General features: G+C 64.8%; 16 protein-coding genes. 5 read left to right on the top strand and 11 right to left on the bottom strand.

The window, feature by feature from the left end:
* Nucleotides 1-4 precede the first annotated feature (4 nt).
* Genes H7A12_11990 through H7A12_11980 form a run of 3 tightly spaced genes read left to right on the top strand, consistent with a single transcriptional unit; the run spans nt 5 to nt 2,927 of the window.
* Nucleotides 5-1,966: a penicillin-binding protein activator gene (locus H7A12_11990; protein ID MCP5321523.1), complete on the top strand. Its 1,962-nt coding sequence runs from the start codon at nt 5-7 to the stop codon at nt 1,964-1,966.
* Nucleotides 1,924-2,316, top strand: coding sequence for a YraN family protein (locus tag H7A12_11985; protein MCP5321522.1), 393 nt, complete (start codon nt 1,924-1,926; stop codon nt 2,314-2,316). Before H7A12_11990 ends, H7A12_11985 begins: the two co-directional genes overlap by 43 nt.
* A gap of 17 nt (nt 2,317-2,333) precedes the next feature.
* Nucleotides 2,334-2,927, top strand: coding sequence for an SIS domain-containing protein (locus tag H7A12_11980; GenBank protein MCP5321521.1), 594 nt, complete (start codon nt 2,334-2,336; stop codon nt 2,925-2,927).
* A gap of 3 nt (nt 2,928-2,930) precedes the next feature.
* On the opposite strand, the gene H7A12_11975 is transcribed toward H7A12_11980, so the two are convergent.
* The 7 genes from H7A12_11975 to H7A12_11945 all read right to left on the bottom strand — a co-directional run bounded on the left by H7A12_11975 (nt 2,931) and on the right by H7A12_11945 (nt 10,358).
* Nucleotides 2,931-3,314: a ClpXP protease specificity-enhancing factor gene (locus H7A12_11975; protein ID MCP5321520.1), complete on the bottom strand. Its 384-nt coding sequence runs from the start codon at nt 3,312-3,314 to the stop codon at nt 2,931-2,933.
* A 154-nt stretch (nt 3,315-3,468) separates the two neighbouring features.
* Nucleotides 3,469-5,454 carry a ubiquinol-cytochrome c reductase gene (locus H7A12_11970; protein MCP5321519.1) on the bottom strand — a complete coding sequence of 662 codons (1,986 nt, stop codon included), beginning with the start codon at nt 5,452-5,454 and terminating at the stop codon, nt 3,469-3,471.
* Nucleotides 5,451-6,053, bottom strand: a complete 603-nt coding sequence (gene petA / locus H7A12_11965; GenBank protein MCP5321518.1) for a ubiquinol-cytochrome c reductase iron-sulfur subunit — start codon at nt 6,051-6,053, stop codon at nt 5,451-5,453. The genes H7A12_11970 and petA overlap by 4 nt, the downstream gene beginning before the upstream one ends.
* A 312-nt stretch (nt 6,054-6,365) precedes the next feature.
* Complete coding sequence (locus tag H7A12_11960; GenBank protein MCP5321517.1) at nt 6,366-8,138, bottom strand: SulP family inorganic anion transporter; 1,773 nt, start codon at nt 8,136-8,138, stop codon at nt 6,366-6,368.
* A gap of 205 nt (nt 8,139-8,343) precedes the next feature.
* The gene (rpsI, locus tag H7A12_11955; protein MCP5321516.1) at nt 8,344-8,736 is read right to left on the bottom strand and encodes a 30S ribosomal protein S9; all 393 of its coding nucleotides are present in this window, start codon (nt 8,734-8,736) and stop codon (nt 8,344-8,346) included.
* Nucleotides 8,737-8,749: 13 nt separating this feature from the next.
* Entirely contained in the window at nt 8,750-9,178 is a 429-nt protein-coding gene (rplM, locus tag H7A12_11950) for a 50S ribosomal protein L13 (protein MCP5321515.1), read from the bottom strand.
* Nucleotides 9,179-9,266: 88 nt separating this feature from the next.
* Nucleotides 9,267-10,358, bottom strand: coding sequence for a cell division protein ZapE (locus tag H7A12_11945; GenBank protein MCP5321514.1), 1,092 nt, complete (start codon nt 10,356-10,358; stop codon nt 9,267-9,269).
* Nucleotides 10,359-10,521: 163 nt separating this feature from the next.
* Here H7A12_11945 and H7A12_11940 point away from each other — a divergent pair, with 163 nt between their 5' ends.
* Nucleotides 10,522-10,980, top strand: a complete 459-nt coding sequence (locus tag H7A12_11940) for a YhcB family protein (GenBank protein ID MCP5321513.1) — start codon at nt 10,522-10,524, stop codon at nt 10,978-10,980.
* 31 nt (nt 10,981-11,011) lie between these two features.
* Entirely contained in the window at nt 11,012-12,091 is a 1,080-nt protein-coding gene (locus H7A12_11935) for a trypsin-like peptidase domain-containing protein (protein ID MCP5321512.1), read from the top strand.
* Here the strand turns inward: H7A12_11935 and H7A12_11930 are convergent.
* The 4 genes from H7A12_11930 to murA are packed head-to-tail and all read right to left on the bottom strand — an operon-like array spanning nt 12,088 to nt 16,410.
* Nucleotides 12,088-13,182, bottom strand: coding sequence for a histidinol-phosphate transaminase (locus H7A12_11930; GenBank protein ID MCP5321511.1), 1,095 nt, complete (start codon nt 13,180-13,182; stop codon nt 12,088-12,090). The two genes, H7A12_11935 and H7A12_11930, sit on opposite strands and share 4 nt — an antisense overlap.
* A complete protein-coding gene (hisD, locus tag H7A12_11925) occupies nt 13,179-14,486 on the bottom strand; it encodes a histidinol dehydrogenase (GenBank protein MCP5321510.1) in 1,308 nt (435 codons plus the stop codon). Before hisD ends, H7A12_11930 begins: the two co-directional genes overlap by 4 nt.
* Nucleotides 14,483-15,205 (bottom strand): ATP phosphoribosyltransferase, encoded by a 723-nt coding sequence (locus H7A12_11920; protein ID MCP5321509.1) that lies wholly within the window; start codon nt 15,203-15,205, stop codon nt 14,483-14,485. The genes hisD and H7A12_11920 overlap by 4 nt, the downstream gene beginning before the upstream one ends.
* Entirely contained in the window at nt 15,148-16,410 is a 1,263-nt protein-coding gene (gene murA, locus H7A12_11915; GenBank protein ID MCP5321508.1) for a UDP-N-acetylglucosamine 1-carboxyvinyltransferase, read from the bottom strand. Before murA ends, H7A12_11920 begins: the two co-directional genes overlap by 58 nt.
* Nucleotides 16,411-16,414: the final 4 nt, after the last annotated feature.

Genomic DNA, 16,414 nt, shown 5'->3' with positions numbered 1-16,414 from the left:
CGGCATGACATCACCGCTTCGCCGTTACCTGCCCGTCCTGCTGGCCCTGCTCGTCGCGACCGGCTGCTCCGAGCAACCGACACGTCCGGACACCGACACGCCCCCGGCTCCTGCCGAAACACGTCCCGTGATACCGCAGCAGCCTGTCGAGGACGAAGTCGAACGGCTGCTCGCACTGGCAGCGCGTAGCGGCAAGTCCGCAGCTGCCAGCGAAGCGCGCCTGGATGCAGCGGCGGAGCTGCTGCGCCGGGGTGATCTGGTGCGTGCACGCGCGCTGCTCGATGAACTCGCGTCAACCACCCTCCAGCCACGGCAGCAGGCACGCCATGCACTGCTCGGGACGCAGCTCGACCTGGATGCGGGAAACGCGCAGGGCGCGTTGCTTCGCCTGCAGTCGATCGCACCCGCGGCGCAGCAATACGATAGTGCGCTGCAGGTCGAACTGGCACTGACGCGCGCCGACGTGTTCAGCGCCCTGGACCGCCATCTCGACAGCGCACACGAACGCACGCTGATCCATCCCTGGCTCAGCGACGAGACGATGCGCCGCGACAATGTGAATGCACTGTTTGCTGCACTGGCCGCCGTCGACATGCCCGAACTGGAACGGGCAGCTACCGCTGCCACGCGCGAAGACTGGCGGGGCTGGCTGGAACTGGCCACGCTGGTGCGCGACATTCGTCGCGGACCGCGCACCCAGCTCACCGAACTGGCACGCTGGGAACGACGTTACGCACAGATCGCTCCGCTACGTTCCGCCGCCGACATGCTCCCGGTGATTCGCGAGCGCATTCGCCAGCCTGCACGCATAGCGCTGCTGTTGCCCCTGAGTGGCGACGCCGCGGCGGGCGGGCTGTCGGTGCTGCACGGCTATCTCGCTGAACACCTGCAGCAATCGTCTGCCGGCGAGACGTTGCCTCCAGTCGCCGTGGTCGACACCGCAGCGACGAACGGTGGCTTTGCGGCCGCCTACGCCGGCGCGATCGCCGACGGCGCCGATTTCGTGATCGGCCCCCTGCTGAAGGAAGACCTGGCTGCCTTCGGGCCTGCACTGCCGGTCAGCGTGCCTACGCTGGCATTGAACTTTTCGGATGCACCCCCACCGCTGGACGGACATCTGTACAGCTTCGGCCTCGATGCCATCGACGAGGTCGACCAGCTCGCACGATCCGCATACGAGCGCGACTTTCGTCGGGTGGTGCTTCTGAGTGACGACTCCCAGCTTTCACAACGTCAGTTGGAGCGGTTTCGCGAACGCTGGCACGCGATCGCGGCAGAAGACGTCGCCGATGCGCTGACACTGACCGATCTCAACCTAAACGCGTTCCGGCGAGACTTCGAGCGCATGCTGCTGATCGAGGGCAGCAGGCAACGCACTGCGGCACTGACGAGGCTGCTCGGACGCGAACTGATCAGCGAAGCCCGACGGCGTCAGGATCTGGACCTGCTCGTGATGTTCGCCAATCCAGTCGCCGCGCGTTCGCTGCGCCCCCTGGTTTCCTTCCTCTATGCCGGCGACCTGCCGCTGTGGGCGACGAGCCAGAGCAACGCGGCTCAAACCGACCGGCGCGACGACCGCGACCTCGAGACAGTGCACCTCCTCGACGCACCGTGGTTTTCCACTGCCGAACGCCCGCTGCGCGATGCGCTCGGCGATGGCGCACCACCGGGTGGGATGCAGCGGCTTGCGGCTCTCGGCGTCGATGCCTGCAGGCTGCAATCACGCACCGGACTGCTGGAATGGATGAACGCGCTGGGGCTGTCGGGGGCAACCGGCGAGTTGCTGCTCGATGGGAACCGGCGCCTGCATCGCCGCCTGTCGTGGTATGTATTCACCGACGGCATTGCCGTTGCCGAGGACGCCCGCGCGTCACTCGCGGCGCCGTCTCGCATCGACAGTCTGTCCACGGAGGGAGAGACGCCATGGAGCACCGAAGCCGGCATGCAACCGACTCAGCAACCATAGGTCGTGCGGCAGAAGATCATGCGCTGCAGCAACTGAGCACACAGGGATTGCGGCTCGTCGCGCGCAATTTCCGCTGCCGCCTCGGCGAAATCGACCTCGTGATGCGCGATGGCGATACACTCGTGTTCGTCGAGGTGCGCGCACGCGCCAGCGCCAGCGCACGCTTCGGCAGCGCCGTCGAAACCATCAGTGCGACGAAGCGACGCCGCCTGCAGGCGAGTGCCGCGTTGTTCATCGCCTGGCATCCATCGCTGCAACGCCAGCCGCTGCGATTCGACCTGTTCGCGATCGACGGAGCGCCTGGCGTCGCCACACCGCGCACTACCTGGATCCGCGGTATCTTCGACTGAGCTTGGGGAGTTTTCACATGGACCAGATCGACGACCCCCTGCAGGCACTGTTCGCAGCCCACGTGGATGCGGTCTATCGCACTCTCGACGTGCTCTACACGGAGGTATCGCGTGCCGTCGACCTGCTTGGCGACAGTCTGCTGTCCGGTCACCGCATCCTCGTCTGCGGGGTGGGCATCAGCTCCGCACTGGCCCAGGGTTTCGCCGCCGTACTGCTGAACCGCACTCACATGGATCGACCCGCGTTGCCCGCGATCCTGATCGGTGCCGAACACACGGCGAGCGGTGCGATTGCGGAATCTTACGGGGTTGCAAACGTCTTCTCGCGCCAGGTGCGCGCGCTGGGCCAACCCGGCGACGTGCTGGTACTTGTCCAGGGTTCCAGGAACGTCTCCGTGCTGGGACCTGCGATCAGCGCTGCGCACTTGCGCGAAATGCGCGTCCTCGTACTCTCGGCAGACGACGGCGAGCACGCACCGATCATCCTCGCGCGTGAGGACGTCGAATTGCAGGTGCCGCTACAGGATCCCTTGCGGGTGCTGGAGTGTCAGCAGTTGCTGCTGGACGCCCTGGCAGAACTGCTCGAAATCCGCCTGTTCGGATCCGCTTGAGTGCTATTTCACCACGCGTAACGAAGGTTTCCCCGAACGGCTCGGGTCGTCGATCCCGGGCGGTTCAGGCGTGTCCGGCGGCTCCGGATCGAAGACCATTCCCTGGCCATTCTCCCGCGCATAGATTCCAAGCACTGCAGCGACGGGAACGAGGATGTCGATCGCAACCCCGCCGAATCGGCCGCGGAAACGGATTTCCTCATTGCCCATCGTGATGCCACCGACGGCCGTCGGTGAAATGTTCAATACGATCTGCCCGTTCTTCACGTACTGCTGCGGCACATCGACGCCCCTGGCCATCGCATCGACCAGCAGATACGGCGTACAGCCGTTGTCGACGATCCACTCATGCAGCGCACGCACCAGGTAGGGTCGGCTCGATTTCATCTTGGGACCTGAAGCGCAGGCAACGAGTTCCTGGCCGAACTCGCCAACATCACTGTCGAGTGCGTCGTCAGCCGCACGGCAATCGCACCATGCACACCTGCATGCACCGTCATCGGCCTGGTGCGAGCCGCCCGGGCGACCCGCACCCTCTTCATCAATGCACGTCTTTCCAGTACTCGCGATTCAGCAAGTAGGCAAATACGCCGAAGACCACCACGAACAGCAGTGCATAGACACCGAGTCGCTTGCGTTCGAGCGCCATCGGCTCGGCAACGTAGGCGAGAAAATTGGTCAGATCAGCCGCCACTGCGTCGAACTCCGCATTGGTCATGCTGCCGGCCTGCCCCACCGCGAGCGTGGCGCATTTGTGCTCACCTGCTGCCACGCATTCCGGTACTCCCTGCAACTCGGCCATCACGTGCGGCATCGCAACGTCCGCAAACACGCGGTTGTTGACACCCCATGGGCGGGCCGGTGAATCGTCACGGTAGAAATTGCGCAGGTACGTATAAATCCACTCCGGTGTACGCGCACGCGAGATCAGGGTGAGATCGGGTGGTGGCGCACCGAACCACTTCTTCGCCAGCGGCACCGGCATCGCGTTCTGCATCAGATCGCCGATCTTCGTATTGTCGAAGATCAGATACTGCTCGGCGAGTTCGACCGGTATGCCCAGATCGAGCGCGGTGCGTTCGTACCGCGCATGCTTCAGCGAATGGCAACCCATGCAGTAGTTCATGTAGTACTTCGCACCGCGCTGCAGCGACTCCTTGTCGTGCAGATCGGCCTGGAACGAGTCGCACTGGATCGTTCCGCACGAAAGTTCGGCTTCCGAGCCCACCGCCTTCAGCGGCAGGAACGCAAGCAGGCCGACCAGCACCAGTGCCCCGACGAACTTCACCGGTCCGATGCCGCCGTCCATCGTGACGCGCGCCGGCTCCGGCTGCGTCTTCTCCATGCGCGTATAGAACGGCATCAGCAGGAAGAAGGCGAAATAGAGAACGGTGCACACCTGCGCCAGCGCAGTGCGCGCAGGGGTCGGCGGCTTCACGCCAAGAACGCCGAGGATGATGAACGATGCCGCGAAGATCACGATTGCCGCACGGCTCAGCACACCCTTGTAGCGAATCGACTTCACGGGGCTGCGATCGAGCCACGGCAGCACGAACATGATCGCAATGGCTGCCGCCATCACCACGAAACCGCCGAACTTGTCCGGTACTGCCCGCAGCATCGAATAGAACGGCGTGTAGTACCACACCGGTGCAATGTGCGCGGGGGTCTTCAGTGAATCCGCCTGTTCGAAGTTCGCGTGTTCGAGGAAGTAGCCGCCCATCTCGGGGAAGAAGAACAACACGGTGCAGAACACGAACAGGAACACCGAGATCCCGACCAGATCGTGCACGGTGTAATACGGATGGAACGCCACGCCGTCGAGCGGCACACCGTTGGCGTCCTTGTTCTTCTTGATCTCGACCCCATCGGGGTTGTTCGAACCGACCTCGTGCAATGCCAGGATGTGCAGCAACACCAGTGCGAGCAGAATGATCGGCACCGCGACCACATGCAGTGCAAAGAAACGGTTCAGGGTGATACCGGAGATCAGGTAGTCACCGCGTATCCACTGCACGATGTCCTCACCGAAGTACGGAATCGCACCGAACAGCGAGATGATCACCTGCGCGCCCCAGTACGACATCTGGCCCCAGGGCAGCACGTACCCGAGGAAGCCTTCCGCCATCAGCGCGAGGTAGATCGTCATGCCGAAGATCCACACCAGCTCGCGCGGCTTGCGGTACGAGCCGTAGAGCAGTCCGCGGAACATGTGCAGATAGACGACTGCGAAGAACGCCGAAGCACCTGTGGAGTGCATGTAGCGGATCAGCCAGCCGTATTCCACGTCGCGCATGATGTATTCGACCGATGCGAACGCGCGTTCGGCCGAGGGCTCGAAGCTCATCGTCAGCCAGACGCCCGTCAGCAGCTGGTTGACCAGCACCAGCAGCGACAGCACGCCGAAGAAAAACCAGAAATTGAAGTTCTTGGGCGCGTAGTACTTGCCCATGTGGGTGTCCCACGCGCGTACGATCGGCAGACGCGCATCGACCCAGTCCCGCAGACCAATCAGCCAGTTCATTATGCGGTCTCCTGATCAACGCCGATTACCAGAACCTTGTCTCCCTCGTAGCTGTATGGCGGCACTTCGAGGTTGGTGGGCGCGGGCACGCCCTTGAAGACACGTCCCGCGAGGTCGAACTTGGACCCGTGGCACGGACAGAAGAACCCACCCAGCCAGTCCGCGCCGCCCAGATCGGTTGCCCCCACATCGGGACGATACTTCGGCGCGCATCCAAGGTGCGTGCACAAGCCGAGCAGGACCAGGTACTCGGGCCGGATCGAACGCTGCACCGGATCGACGTATTTTGGCTGCACCGACTCCTGCGACTGGGGATCGCGCAGTCGGTCGATCAGTGCCTGCTGCTTGAGCGATTCCAGCGACTCCGTCGTGCGCCTGACTACGTAGACCGGCTTGCCACGCCACTCGACGACGACCATCTGACCGGGTTCGAGCTTGCTGATATCGGCTTTCACAGGTGCGCCGGCCGCCCGCGCCTTCGCGCTCGGGTTCCAGGAGGCCACAAACGGCACCGCGACACCGACGACGCCTGCCGCACCCACCACCGAAGTGGCGGCGGTCAGGAACTGCCGTCGCTTCTTGTTAACGCCTTGATTGCTCACGAGGGGAAGTCTCCGATCCTGGATGGATGCAACACCGTGTAGTCCGGTGAATTTTGCGGACGGAATGCTAAAGAAAAACCAGGGTTGTTACAAGAAACGGCCTTCCCATGGTCGGCCAGAATGGTCTCCCGCCATGATCCAGCAGATGACCAGGGCATACGGACTACCTTCCGACCGCCGATCGAAGCACCCGCATGCGTCGGACGAAACCAGTCGCCCCAATCGCGACACCCCGTGCCCAAGCGTCACCGGCCCGGCCCGATCCACGAGCGGGTGGCGGCTTTGCTGCCTCCGTGTCCTGCCGGGCCGGCATCACCGCGACGGCCCGACATGCGGAGCCGGCCGCTCTCCCTGCAGCGGACAAGAGCCACAGCCACCTTGGCTCAGCGTAGCGGCATGGTGCATCGCCTGCATCGTGCTGGTCTGACGGATATTCTGTTCGAGAAAAATACTCGCCGTCCCGATTTTCCCGATGATGCCGCAACGCTGCATCACCTGGTGCATCTGCGGCCGAACTCCGCAGAGCAGCACCCGGATGCCACGTGCCGACAGGCGATCACACAGTCCCTCGAGTTGCGCCATGCCCACGGCGTCCGGGTTGCGCGCCCGCTTCATGCGCAGCACGACTACCTGCGTGTTGGCGTCGACCTGCTCCTCGATGCGCTCCATGTGACGCTCGATGTTGGTGCCAGCGGCAAAGAAGAATTCACCTTCGAATCCGTAAATCCGGATCCGCGGGCAGGCGTCGTCCTCCGGCAACCGCTCGTGAACGATGCCGTCCTCGGCCGGGATGAACTCAGTCATGTGCATGTTGCCCGCGCGCGGGACGGCAAGCATGAAAGAAAGGAACGTCCCGATCAGGATGCAGAACTCGATGGAAATGGCAAAGGCCGTGACGGCCGTTACCGTCACGATGATCGCATCGTAGCGAGTCACTCGCAGGTGGAAGCGCAGATCGTGGAAATTGATCATGCCGGCGGCGGTGACGATCAGGAGCCCCGCCAGCGCCGGGCGCGGAATGAAGGCCGCGTAGGGTGCGAGCACGACCATGACGACAGCGACTGCGATGGCAGAGATCACCCCGGACCACTGGGTACGCGCCCCTGCCTGCTGGTTGATGGCCGAGCGGGTCAGTGACCCCGAGCCCGGCATGCAGGAAAAAAACGAGCCGACGATATTGGCCATGCCTTCGGACAGGCATTGCTGGTTGAGGTCGAGCTTCTGTCGGGTGACCGCAGCAATGGCCTTGGACATGGAAATGGCCTCCAGCAGCCCGAGCAGCGCGATGGCGAGCGCCGGCGTGGCGAGCTCTTCCATGAGAGCCACATCGAGCACGGGCATTTCGGGTCGCGGCAGGGTCGCCGGGATGGTGCCAACCACCTTCACTCCCATGGCGGCAAAGTCGAAATAGGCGCTGAGCCCCGCCATGACCAGCACGACCAGCAGGAATTCGGGCAGCAGCACCCAGGACCAGCGCCGCTTCAGCCAACGCAGCGCGACCACCAGCGTTATCGACGCAAGACCGATGTAGACCGTAGGCTGGTGCACGTCGCCGCCAGCGACCAGCGAGTGATAGACCCGGAGCAGGAAGTGGTCATGAACGTCGCCGACCGCGCGCTGGCCCAGCAGGTTCTTCAGTTGGTCGAGGACAAGCAACAGACTCGCGCCGGCGGTAAAGCCCACGATCACCGAATGCGAAATATAGCGTGTCAGATCACCGAGTCGCAGCAGGCTGATGCCCAGCTGGATGCTGCCGATCATGAACGCCATCAGCACCACGGCCTGCAGGCGCTCTCCGGGGTCGACGATGGCACCGACCGCGCTCAGCAGCGCGATCGAGATGGCGTTGGTCGGACCGTTGATCAGTTGTCGCGACGAGTCGAAGACTGCGCCGACGGCTGTCATGATGATCGCGGTACACAGCCCCACCTCGGGCGGCAGCCCGACGACCATCGCGTAGGCCATGGCCTGGGGTACTGCAACCGCAGCGACCGAGAGGCCGGCGAGCAGGTCGCCGCGGGCATCGCTGGTGCGGTAGCCGCGCAGCACTTCCAGGGCCGGGATCCGGAGATAGGACGGTCTCATCGATGGCTCATGCCTCGACAGCGTCCCAAGGCGCGGTCGTGGTGTCGTGGTTCTGCACGTGCGCTATGCCATCGCCGCCCTCAGGCCTGCTTGCAGGCGATATACCCTCGGATCATCCTGCCCGGGTTCAACCTGCAGGGAACATCGCTGACCGGCCCAATGTGGCGGCATGTCCAAATGGGCCTGACAGCAGACAGAAGGTCGATCAGCGCTTCGAGTACTGAGGGCGCTTGCGTGCCTTGCGCAACCCGACCTTCTTGCGTTCGACCTCGCGCGCATCGCGGGTCACGTAGCCCTGCTGGCGCAACGTCGGCTTCAATGTTTCGTCGTATTCGATCAGCGCACGCGTGATGCCATGGCGGATCGCGCCGGCCTGACCGAAGCTGCCACCGCCAGCGACCGACACCTGCACATCGAACTTCTCGCCCAACCCGAGCAGCTCGAGCGGCTGGCGCACGATCATGCGCGCAACCTCACGCCCGAAGTACTGTTCCAGCGGGCGGTCATTGATCGAGATGCTGCCGCGTCCCTGCCGGAGGAACACCCGGGCAGTGGCGGTCTTGCGTCGTCCGGTTCCGTAATACTGCGTGGCTGCCATGTGTGCGTCCCAGTCAGAGCTCCAGTGCTTGCGGTTGCTGCGCGGCGTGCGGATGGTCGCCGCCGGCGTAGACCTTCAGTTTGCGCGCCATCGCGCGACCCAGCGGATTCTTCGGCAGCATGCCGCGTACCGCCAGTTCGATCGCCTGCTCCGGCGCCTTCTCGATCAGCTTCTCGAAGCTTATCGACTTCAGCCCGCCGGGATGGCCGGTATGGTGGTGATAGATCTTCGATTTCGCCTTGTCACCGGTCACACGCACCTTTCCGGCATTGACGACGACGATGTAGTCACCCGTGTCCGTGTGCGGTGTGAACTCGGGCTTGTGCTTGCCGCGCAGCCGCGAGGCGATCGCACTGGCCATGCGACCCAGCGTCTTGCCGCTGGCGTCGACGACGTACCACGACTGTTCGACGCTGCCGGGTTTGGCGGAATATGTCTTCATTTCAAACCTCGACGGGTAAGGTGCCCGGAAAAGGGGCCGAATCTTACACCACGGGCTTTTGCTGCCACAAGTTCGATGGCGGGAATTTTCACGCACGGTGCGCGCGCGCCAGGTACTCGTGAGACTGCATTTCCATCAGACGGCTCACGGTGCGCCGGAACTCGAACGCCAGCCTGCCGCCGGCGTAGAGCTCGGCAAGCGGCGCCGCGCCCGCCAGCACCAGCTTCACGTTGCGATCGTAGAACTCGTCGACGAGGTTGATGAAACGCCGCGCCTGATCGTCCGTCTCGGCAGTGAACACCGGAACACCACCGATCAGCACGGCATGGTATTCACGAGCCAGCTCGATATAGTCGTTCTGGCTGCGCGGTCCGTCACACACATCGTCGAAGTCGAACCAGACCACGTCATCGGCACAGTAGCGCGCACGTATCGGGCGCCCCTCGACTTCGAGCACACACTCCGCAACCGGAGTCTCCGGCGCCAGGCTGGCAAAGCAGCGCATCAGATTTGCTTCGGCAGCATCGTCGAGCGGGCTGTGGTACAGCTCGGCCTGCTCGAGCACACGCAGCCGGTGATCGATGCCACCGTCGACGTCGATCACCCGCGTGTGGCGCTTGATCATCTCGATCGCCGGCAGGAAACGGGCACGCTGCAGTCCGTCGCGGTACAGATCGTCAGGAGCCACGTTGGACGTGGCGACCAGCGTCACGCCACGTGCGAACAGCTCCTCGAACAGCCCGGCGAGCAGCATCGCGTCGGTAATGTCGGCGACGAAGAATTCATCGAAGCACAGCAACCGCGCCTCGCGCGCAATACGCGCCCCGACCAGACGCAACGGATCCTTCTCGCCGGCACAGTCACGCAGCTCGCGATGCACACGCTGCATGAATCGGTGGAAATGCGTGCGCAACCGCTCCTTGAACGGAATGCTCTCGAAGAACAGGTCCATCAGGTGCGTCTTGCCCCGCCCCACGCCGCCCCACATATAGAGGCCGGTCACCGGCTGGCGCTTCGCCCGCCCCAGGCGCACGGCGAGGCGCTGCACCACACCGCCCTCGTCTGCGGCAAGGAGTTCGTCGTGGACGCGCTGCAACTCGTGCACCGCACGCTCCTGGGCAGGATCGTGCACGAATCCTGGTCGTTGCAGTTCGGCATGATAACGATCGACCGGGCCCATATCCCTCCCTTGCGACGCGATCACCGGCCTCGAGGCGGTGCGCAATTTATCGGTGCGCTGACGTGATCGCAACCCGAGCGCGGCCGGGCTGCGCCTACCTGCAGTCCGGCATAGTCGCTATACTCGGCGACACCACCAGCAGCACCGCATCGGGAGCATACCGTTGTACAGTTCTGTCGTTTTCTGGATCACCGCGCTCTCCTGCCTGCTGGCAGGTGCCATCGCTGGCTGGCTGCTGCGGCGCGCCTTCGACCCGTCGGAGCAGCATCAGCGCGAGCTGGAACGCCGCCTGCACGAGAGTGAAATGGCACTGCACGACTACCGCAACCAGGTCACCGAACATTTCCGGGGTACCGCCGAACGGGTCAACCGCCTGACGGAGAACTACCGCGAATTGCATCAGCACCTCTCTGGTGGAGCCATCGAACTCTGCGACGTCAGCGCGGCGGATACCGCGCCCTTGCTGACCAGCCTCGGCGCAGCACCCCATGCAAGCGCTGCCCCGTCCGACACGGCCACCGCCGTGAACCCGCCGCTCGACTACGCACCGCGCAGCTCACCGGATGCCCCCGGAATCCTGAACGAGGAATACGGTCTGGACCGCCCTCGCGGTGGAGCCTGAGCAGCGCCCGTCAGGCAGGGCGAAACGCGTCGTGTCGAAAGGCCTGCAGGGCATGGGCTGGCCGGTTGCCGTCGGCCTGATGGCTGCGCTGCTGATCATCCAGACGCTGCATTATCGTGATCTCGCCAAACGTAGCCCGGCGCTGGCGACCCCGGCCGCACCCGTCTCGTACGCCGACGCCGTGCGGCGCGCCACACCGGCAGTGGTCAACATCTATACCCGTACGGTCGTACGTGACCCTCTGGCCATGCCATTCTTTCAGGGCCGACTGTTGCGTGAACGCATCCAGCGCAGCCTGGGCTCCGGCGTGATCATGACCGCCGACGGCTACATCCTGACCAACAATCACGTCATCCGTGGCGCCAGCGAAATCCTGGTCCTGCTCGCCGACGGGCGCGAGACGATGGCGCGCCTGATAGGCAGCGACCCCGACACCGATCTTGCGGTGCTCGACATCGACCTGCCCGATCTGCAGCCGATCACCGTCGGCGACGTCGATACGGCCGAGGTCGGCGATGTCGTGCTCGCGATCGGCAATCCCTACGGTTTCGGCCAAAGCGTCTCGCAGGGCATCATCAGCGCCACCGGGCGCTACGGCCTGCAGCTCAACACCTACGAGAACTACATCCAGACCGATGCAGCAATCAATCCCGGCAACTCGGGCGGTGCACTGCTCGACGCCCACGGCAACCTGCTCGGCATCAATACCGCGATCTACTCGCGCAGCGGCGGCTCGCAGGGCATCGGCCTCGCCATCCCGGCCGACTACGCAATCAAGGCGCTGCGCGACATCGTCGACCACGGCCAGGTGGTACGCGGATGGCTCGGTGTCGAGGTACAACCACTACCGGCGCGGATCAACGGCACCGACCAGGGCGGACTGACCGGGATGGTCGTGAGCGACGTCGAACCGGGCAGCCCGGCCCAGGCGGCCGGCTTGCAGCCGGGGGACATCCTGCTTGCACTGAACGGAACACCGACCAGCCAGGGGCGAAACGCCATGTATCGCATCCTGCTGATGGCACCGGGTGACGCGTTCACGCTGACGGTGTGGCGCAACGGCTCGACGCAGGAGCTCCGCGGCAAGCTCGGGCAACGGCCCGTCCACTAGTCCTCGAGCGCGGCGCGCAGCGCCTGCGTCATGCGGGCGTTCTCCTCGGCGCTGCCGATGGTCACGCGCAGACACCCTGCGAGCAGCGGGTGCGAACCGTCCAGACACTTCACGAGCACGCCGCGCCTACGCATGCGTTCGTGCGTCGCCCGCGCGTCCGCAGCGCGCAGCCTGATCAGCAGGAAGTTCGCCTCGCTCGGCCAGACTTCGAGCCGCGGATCGCTCGCGAGCACGGCGAACAGGCGGGAACGTTCGCCGACCAGCATCGCGGTCTGTTCGCGCAGTACCTCGTAGTGGTCGAGCACCACCGCTGCCGCAACCTGGTTCAGCGTACCGATGTTGTACGGCAACCGCAGCTTGTCGAGTTCGTCGATCCATGCCGGGTCGCCGAACAGCATGCCGAGCCGCAGCCCGGCCAGCCCCAGCTTCGACAGCGTGCGCATCACCACCACGTTCGGATAGCGCACGAGCAGATCGGCATGATCACGCGAGGCGAACGGCAGGTAGGCCTCGTCGATCACCACCAGCGCCCCGCAGGACTCGATCAGCGTACACACGGCGTCGTGCGCAAAAATATTCCCGGTCGGGTTGTTCGGACAGGCGAGAAACACCACCCGCGGCCGGTGGACGCGTACCGCCTCGAGCATCGCGGGCATATCGAGAGAGAAGTCTGCTGCGAGCGGCACCTCGTGGAACGGCACGCGCAGCCACTGGGCGATCAGTCGGAACATCACGAAGGTCGGTGCCGGTGCCAGCACCCCGTGCCCGGACGTGGCAAGCGCCGCGATCAGGATCTGGATGATCTCGTCCGAACCATTGCCGAGCACGATGCGCCAGCGCGGATCCACGCCGAAAGTCTGCTGCAGTCGCCGGGTCAATGCCTGCGCCTGCGGATCCGGGTAGCGGTTCAGCTCGACTGCTGCCAGACGCTGTGCGAGATCCGCGCGCAGCCCAGGCGGCAATGCAAACGGATTCTCCATCGCGTCGAGCTTCACGAGCCCGCCGGCATCGGCGACGTGATAGCCGGCGGTAGCGCGCACATCGGCACGTACCAGCTCGGCGACCCAGTCCGGCACGCTGCGCCTGGTCATGCGTCTTCCCCGTCGCCAAGACGCGCTGCCGCAGACAATGCGTGCGCGTGCAGGGATTCTGCCTGCGCGAGCACCCGTGCAACCTCGCCAAGACGTCGCGCCCCCGCCATCGAGCAACCGATCAGCGAACTGCGCTTCTGGAAGTCGTGCACGCCGAGCGGAGACGCGAAACGCGCGCTGCCAGAGGTCGGCAGTACGTGACTGGGCCCCGCGCAGTAGTCGCCTATCGCCTCGGATGTGAAGCGGCCGAGGAAGATCGCACCGGCGTGGCGGATCGAATCCAGCAGCGCCTGCGGGTCTGCGACCGAGAGCTCGAGGTGTTCCGGCGCGATGCGATTCGATACCTCCGCGGCATGCGCGAGGTCGCGCACGTGAATGAGTGCGCCACGACGGCCGAGCGATGCCGTGATGATCGCCGAGCGCTCCATCGACGGCAGCAGGCGCTCGATCGCCTGCGCGACGCGGTCGAGGAAAGCCGCATCCGGACTGATCAGGATTGCCTGGGCATCCTCGTCGTGCTCGGCCTGCGAGAACAGATCGAAGGCGATCCACTCTGCATCGGTTTCACCATCGCAGATCACCACGATCTCCGACGGCCCTGCGATCATGTCGATACCGACTTCACCGAACAGTTGCCGCTTCGCTTCGGCGACATACACGTTGCCGGGGCCGACGATCTTGTCCACACGCGCCACGGTAGCCGTCCCCAGCGCAAGCGCCGCAACCGCCTGTGCACCGCCGATCGTGAACACACGGTCGACGCCAGCGACTGCGGCTGCAGCCAACACGACATCGCTCAGCTCACCGTGCGGCGCAGGCACCGCCATCACGACCTCGTCGACGCCGGCAACACGTGCCGGGATCGCGTTCATCAACACCGTCGACGGATAGCTCGCCTTGCCGCCCGGAACATAGATGCCGACCCGCCCGAGCGCGGTGATGCGCTGCCCGAGCAGGTTGCCGTCGGCGTCGTGGTACTGCCACGGATCCTGCAACTGGCGCCGGTGGTACTCCGCGATGCGGGCCGCAGCCTGCTGCAGTGCAGCGCGTACCGGCTCGGCCATGCGCCGCAGCGCAGCCTCACAGGCGTCGGCTTCGATCCGCAATTGCGCACCGCTGTCCAGCGCGCGCGCGTCGAAGCGGTTGGTGTACTCGAGCAGTGCGGCGTCGCCTCGTTCGCGCACGGCGCCGATGATCGCTGCCACGCGCGCCGCGAGCCCCGGATCACGCGCCGTCGCAACCGCGAGCAACTCACCCAGTACGGCGTCGAAACCGTCCGCCGTGGCGTCGATCCGGCGAATCACTGCCCCGCTCCCCCTGCCTGCATATCGCGACGGACCACGGCCGCCGCGATCCCTTCGACCAGTTCACCGAGCAAGCGCGGACGCAGCTTCATCGCCGCCTTGTTCACGACCAGCCGCGAACTGACCTCGGCAATCGTCTCCAGCGGTTCCAGCCCGTTTGCGCGCAGCGTGTTGCCGGTGTCGACGATGTCGACGATCCGCTCGGCGAGGCCGAGCACCGGCGCAAGCTCCATCGCACCGTAGAGCTTGACGATGTCGGCCTGTACGCCACGCGCCGAATAGAAGCGCCGCGCGACATTCACGAACTTGGTTGCGACTCGCACTCGTGCACCAACCGGCGCACAGTCCACCATGCCTGCCGTCATCAGGCGACAGCGAGCGATGCCGAGATCGAGCGGTTCGTACAGCCCTTCGCTGCCGGACTCGAGCAGCATGTCACGGCCGACCACGCCGGCATCGGCCGCGCCATGGCGCACATAGACCGTCACATCGGAACCACGCAAGACCAGCAGACGCACATCCGCCCGGTTGGTGCCGATCACCAGCTTGCGGCTCGAGCCCGGATCTTCCTCGGGAACGACTCCCGCCGCCGCGAGCAGTGGCAAACACTCCTTGAGGATACGCCCGCGCGTCAGCGCCAGCGTCAACGGCCGCGCGTCGCTCACGACGCCACCCGGCGGATGTGCGCACCCAGCATCTGCAACTTCTCCTCGATGCATTCGTAGCCACGGTCGATGTGGTAGATACGATCGATCACGGTCTCGCCCCGCGCGACGAGTCCGGCAATCACGAGGCTTGCCGACGCACGCAGATCGGAAGCCATCACCGGCGCTCCGCGCAACTCCGCGACGCCCTCGACGATCGCCGTATGGCCCTCGACCGTGATGTGCGCTCCCATGCGGTTCATCTCATGCACCTGGATCAGGCGATTCTCGAAGATCGTCTCGGTCATCGTCGATGTACCCTCGGCGATCGCGTTCATCGCCGTGAACTGTGCCTGCATATCAGTAGGAAAACCCGGATAGGGTGCGGTACGGATGCTGACTGCCCGCGGCCGCCGGCCCTGCATGTCGAGCGTGATCCACCCGTCCCCGTGCTCGATATGCGCTCCCGCCTCGGCGAGTTTTGCCAGTACCGCCTCCAGAATCTCTGCACGCGTGCCGCGCAACTTCACACGCCCGCGTGTCGCTGCCGCTGCGACGAGGAAGGTTCCGGTCTCGATCCGATCCGGCATGACCACGTATTCGCAACCGTGCAACCGCTCCACCCCGTCGATCACCAGCGTGTCGCTTCCTACTCCGTCGATGCGTGCACCCATGCGCTGCAGGCAGTGCGCAAGATCACTGATCTCGGGTTCACGTGCAGCGTTCTCGAGGATGGTGCGCCCTTCGGCCAGCGTTGCCGCCATCAGCAGGTTTTCGGTCCCACCCACCGTGATCTTGTCGAACAGGATATGTGCGCCCCGCAGACGACCCGTCACCCGTGCATTGATGTAGCCGCCGTCGATGTCGATCTCGGCTCCCATCGCCTGCAGGCCGCGCAGATGCAGATCGATGGGCCGACTGCCGATCGCGCAACCACCGGGAAACGAGACCCGCGCCCGGCCGAAGCGTGCCAGCATCGGGCCGAGCACGAGTATCGACGCACGCATGGTGCGCACGAGCTCGTACGGAGCAACGTGACTGTGCACCGCAGCGGCACACGCCTCGACACCCATGCGTTCGTCGATCAGGACATCGACCCCCATGCTGCCGAGCAGCTCGATCATCGTCGTGATGTCGTGCAGATGGGGCACATTGCGCACACGCAGCGCCTCGGCACTGAGCAGCGAGGCGGCCAGTATCGGCAGCGCGGCGTTCTTCGCGCCCGAAATGCGGATCTCTCCCGCCAGAGGCACGCCGCCGCAGATTGCGAGCTTGTCCATCGCC

It is taken from the genome of Pseudomonadales bacterium, assembly GCA_024234165.1.
Taxonomy (GTDB): domain Bacteria; phylum Pseudomonadota; class Gammaproteobacteria; order Pseudomonadales; family UBA5518; genus UBA5518.
This window is presented reverse-complemented; position numbering and strand designations above follow the sequence as displayed.

Coding starts and splice junctions, on each gene's coding strand:
- H7A12_11990 (MCP5321523.1), top strand. CDS start 5: ATGACATCACCGCTTCGCCGTTACCTGCCCGTCCTGCTGGCCCTGCTC.
- H7A12_11985 (MCP5321522.1), top strand. CDS start 1,924: ATGGAGCACCGAAGCCGGCATGCAACCGACTCAGCAACCATAGGTCGT.
- H7A12_11980 (MCP5321521.1), top strand. CDS start 2,334: ATGGACCAGATCGACGACCCCCTGCAGGCACTGTTCGCAGCCCACGTG.
- H7A12_11975 (MCP5321520.1), bottom strand. CDS start 3,314: ATGAAATCGAGCCGACCCTACCTGGTGCGTGCGCTGCATGAGTGGATC.
- H7A12_11960 (MCP5321517.1), bottom strand. CDS start 8,138: ATGAGACCGTCCTATCTCCGGATCCCGGCCCTGGAAGTGCTGCGCGGC.
- rpsI (MCP5321516.1), bottom strand. CDS start 8,736: ATGGCAGCCACGCAGTATTACGGAACCGGACGACGCAAGACCGCCACT.
- rplM (MCP5321515.1), bottom strand. CDS start 9,178: ATGAAGACATATTCCGCCAAACCCGGCAGCGTCGAACAGTCGTGGTAC.
- H7A12_11945 (MCP5321514.1), bottom strand. CDS start 10,358: ATGGGCCCGGTCGATCGTTATCATGCCGAACTGCAACGACCAGGATTC.
- H7A12_11930 (MCP5321511.1), bottom strand. CDS start 13,182: ATGACCAGGCGCAGCGTGCCGGACTGGGTCGCCGAGCTGGTACGTGCC.
- H7A12_11920 (MCP5321509.1), bottom strand. CDS start 15,205: ATGCATCGAGGAGAAGTTGCAGATGCTGGGTGCGCACATCCGCCGGGT.
- murA (MCP5321508.1), bottom strand. CDS start 16,410: ATGGACAAGCTCGCAATCTGCGGCGGCGTGCCTCTGGCGGGAGAGATC.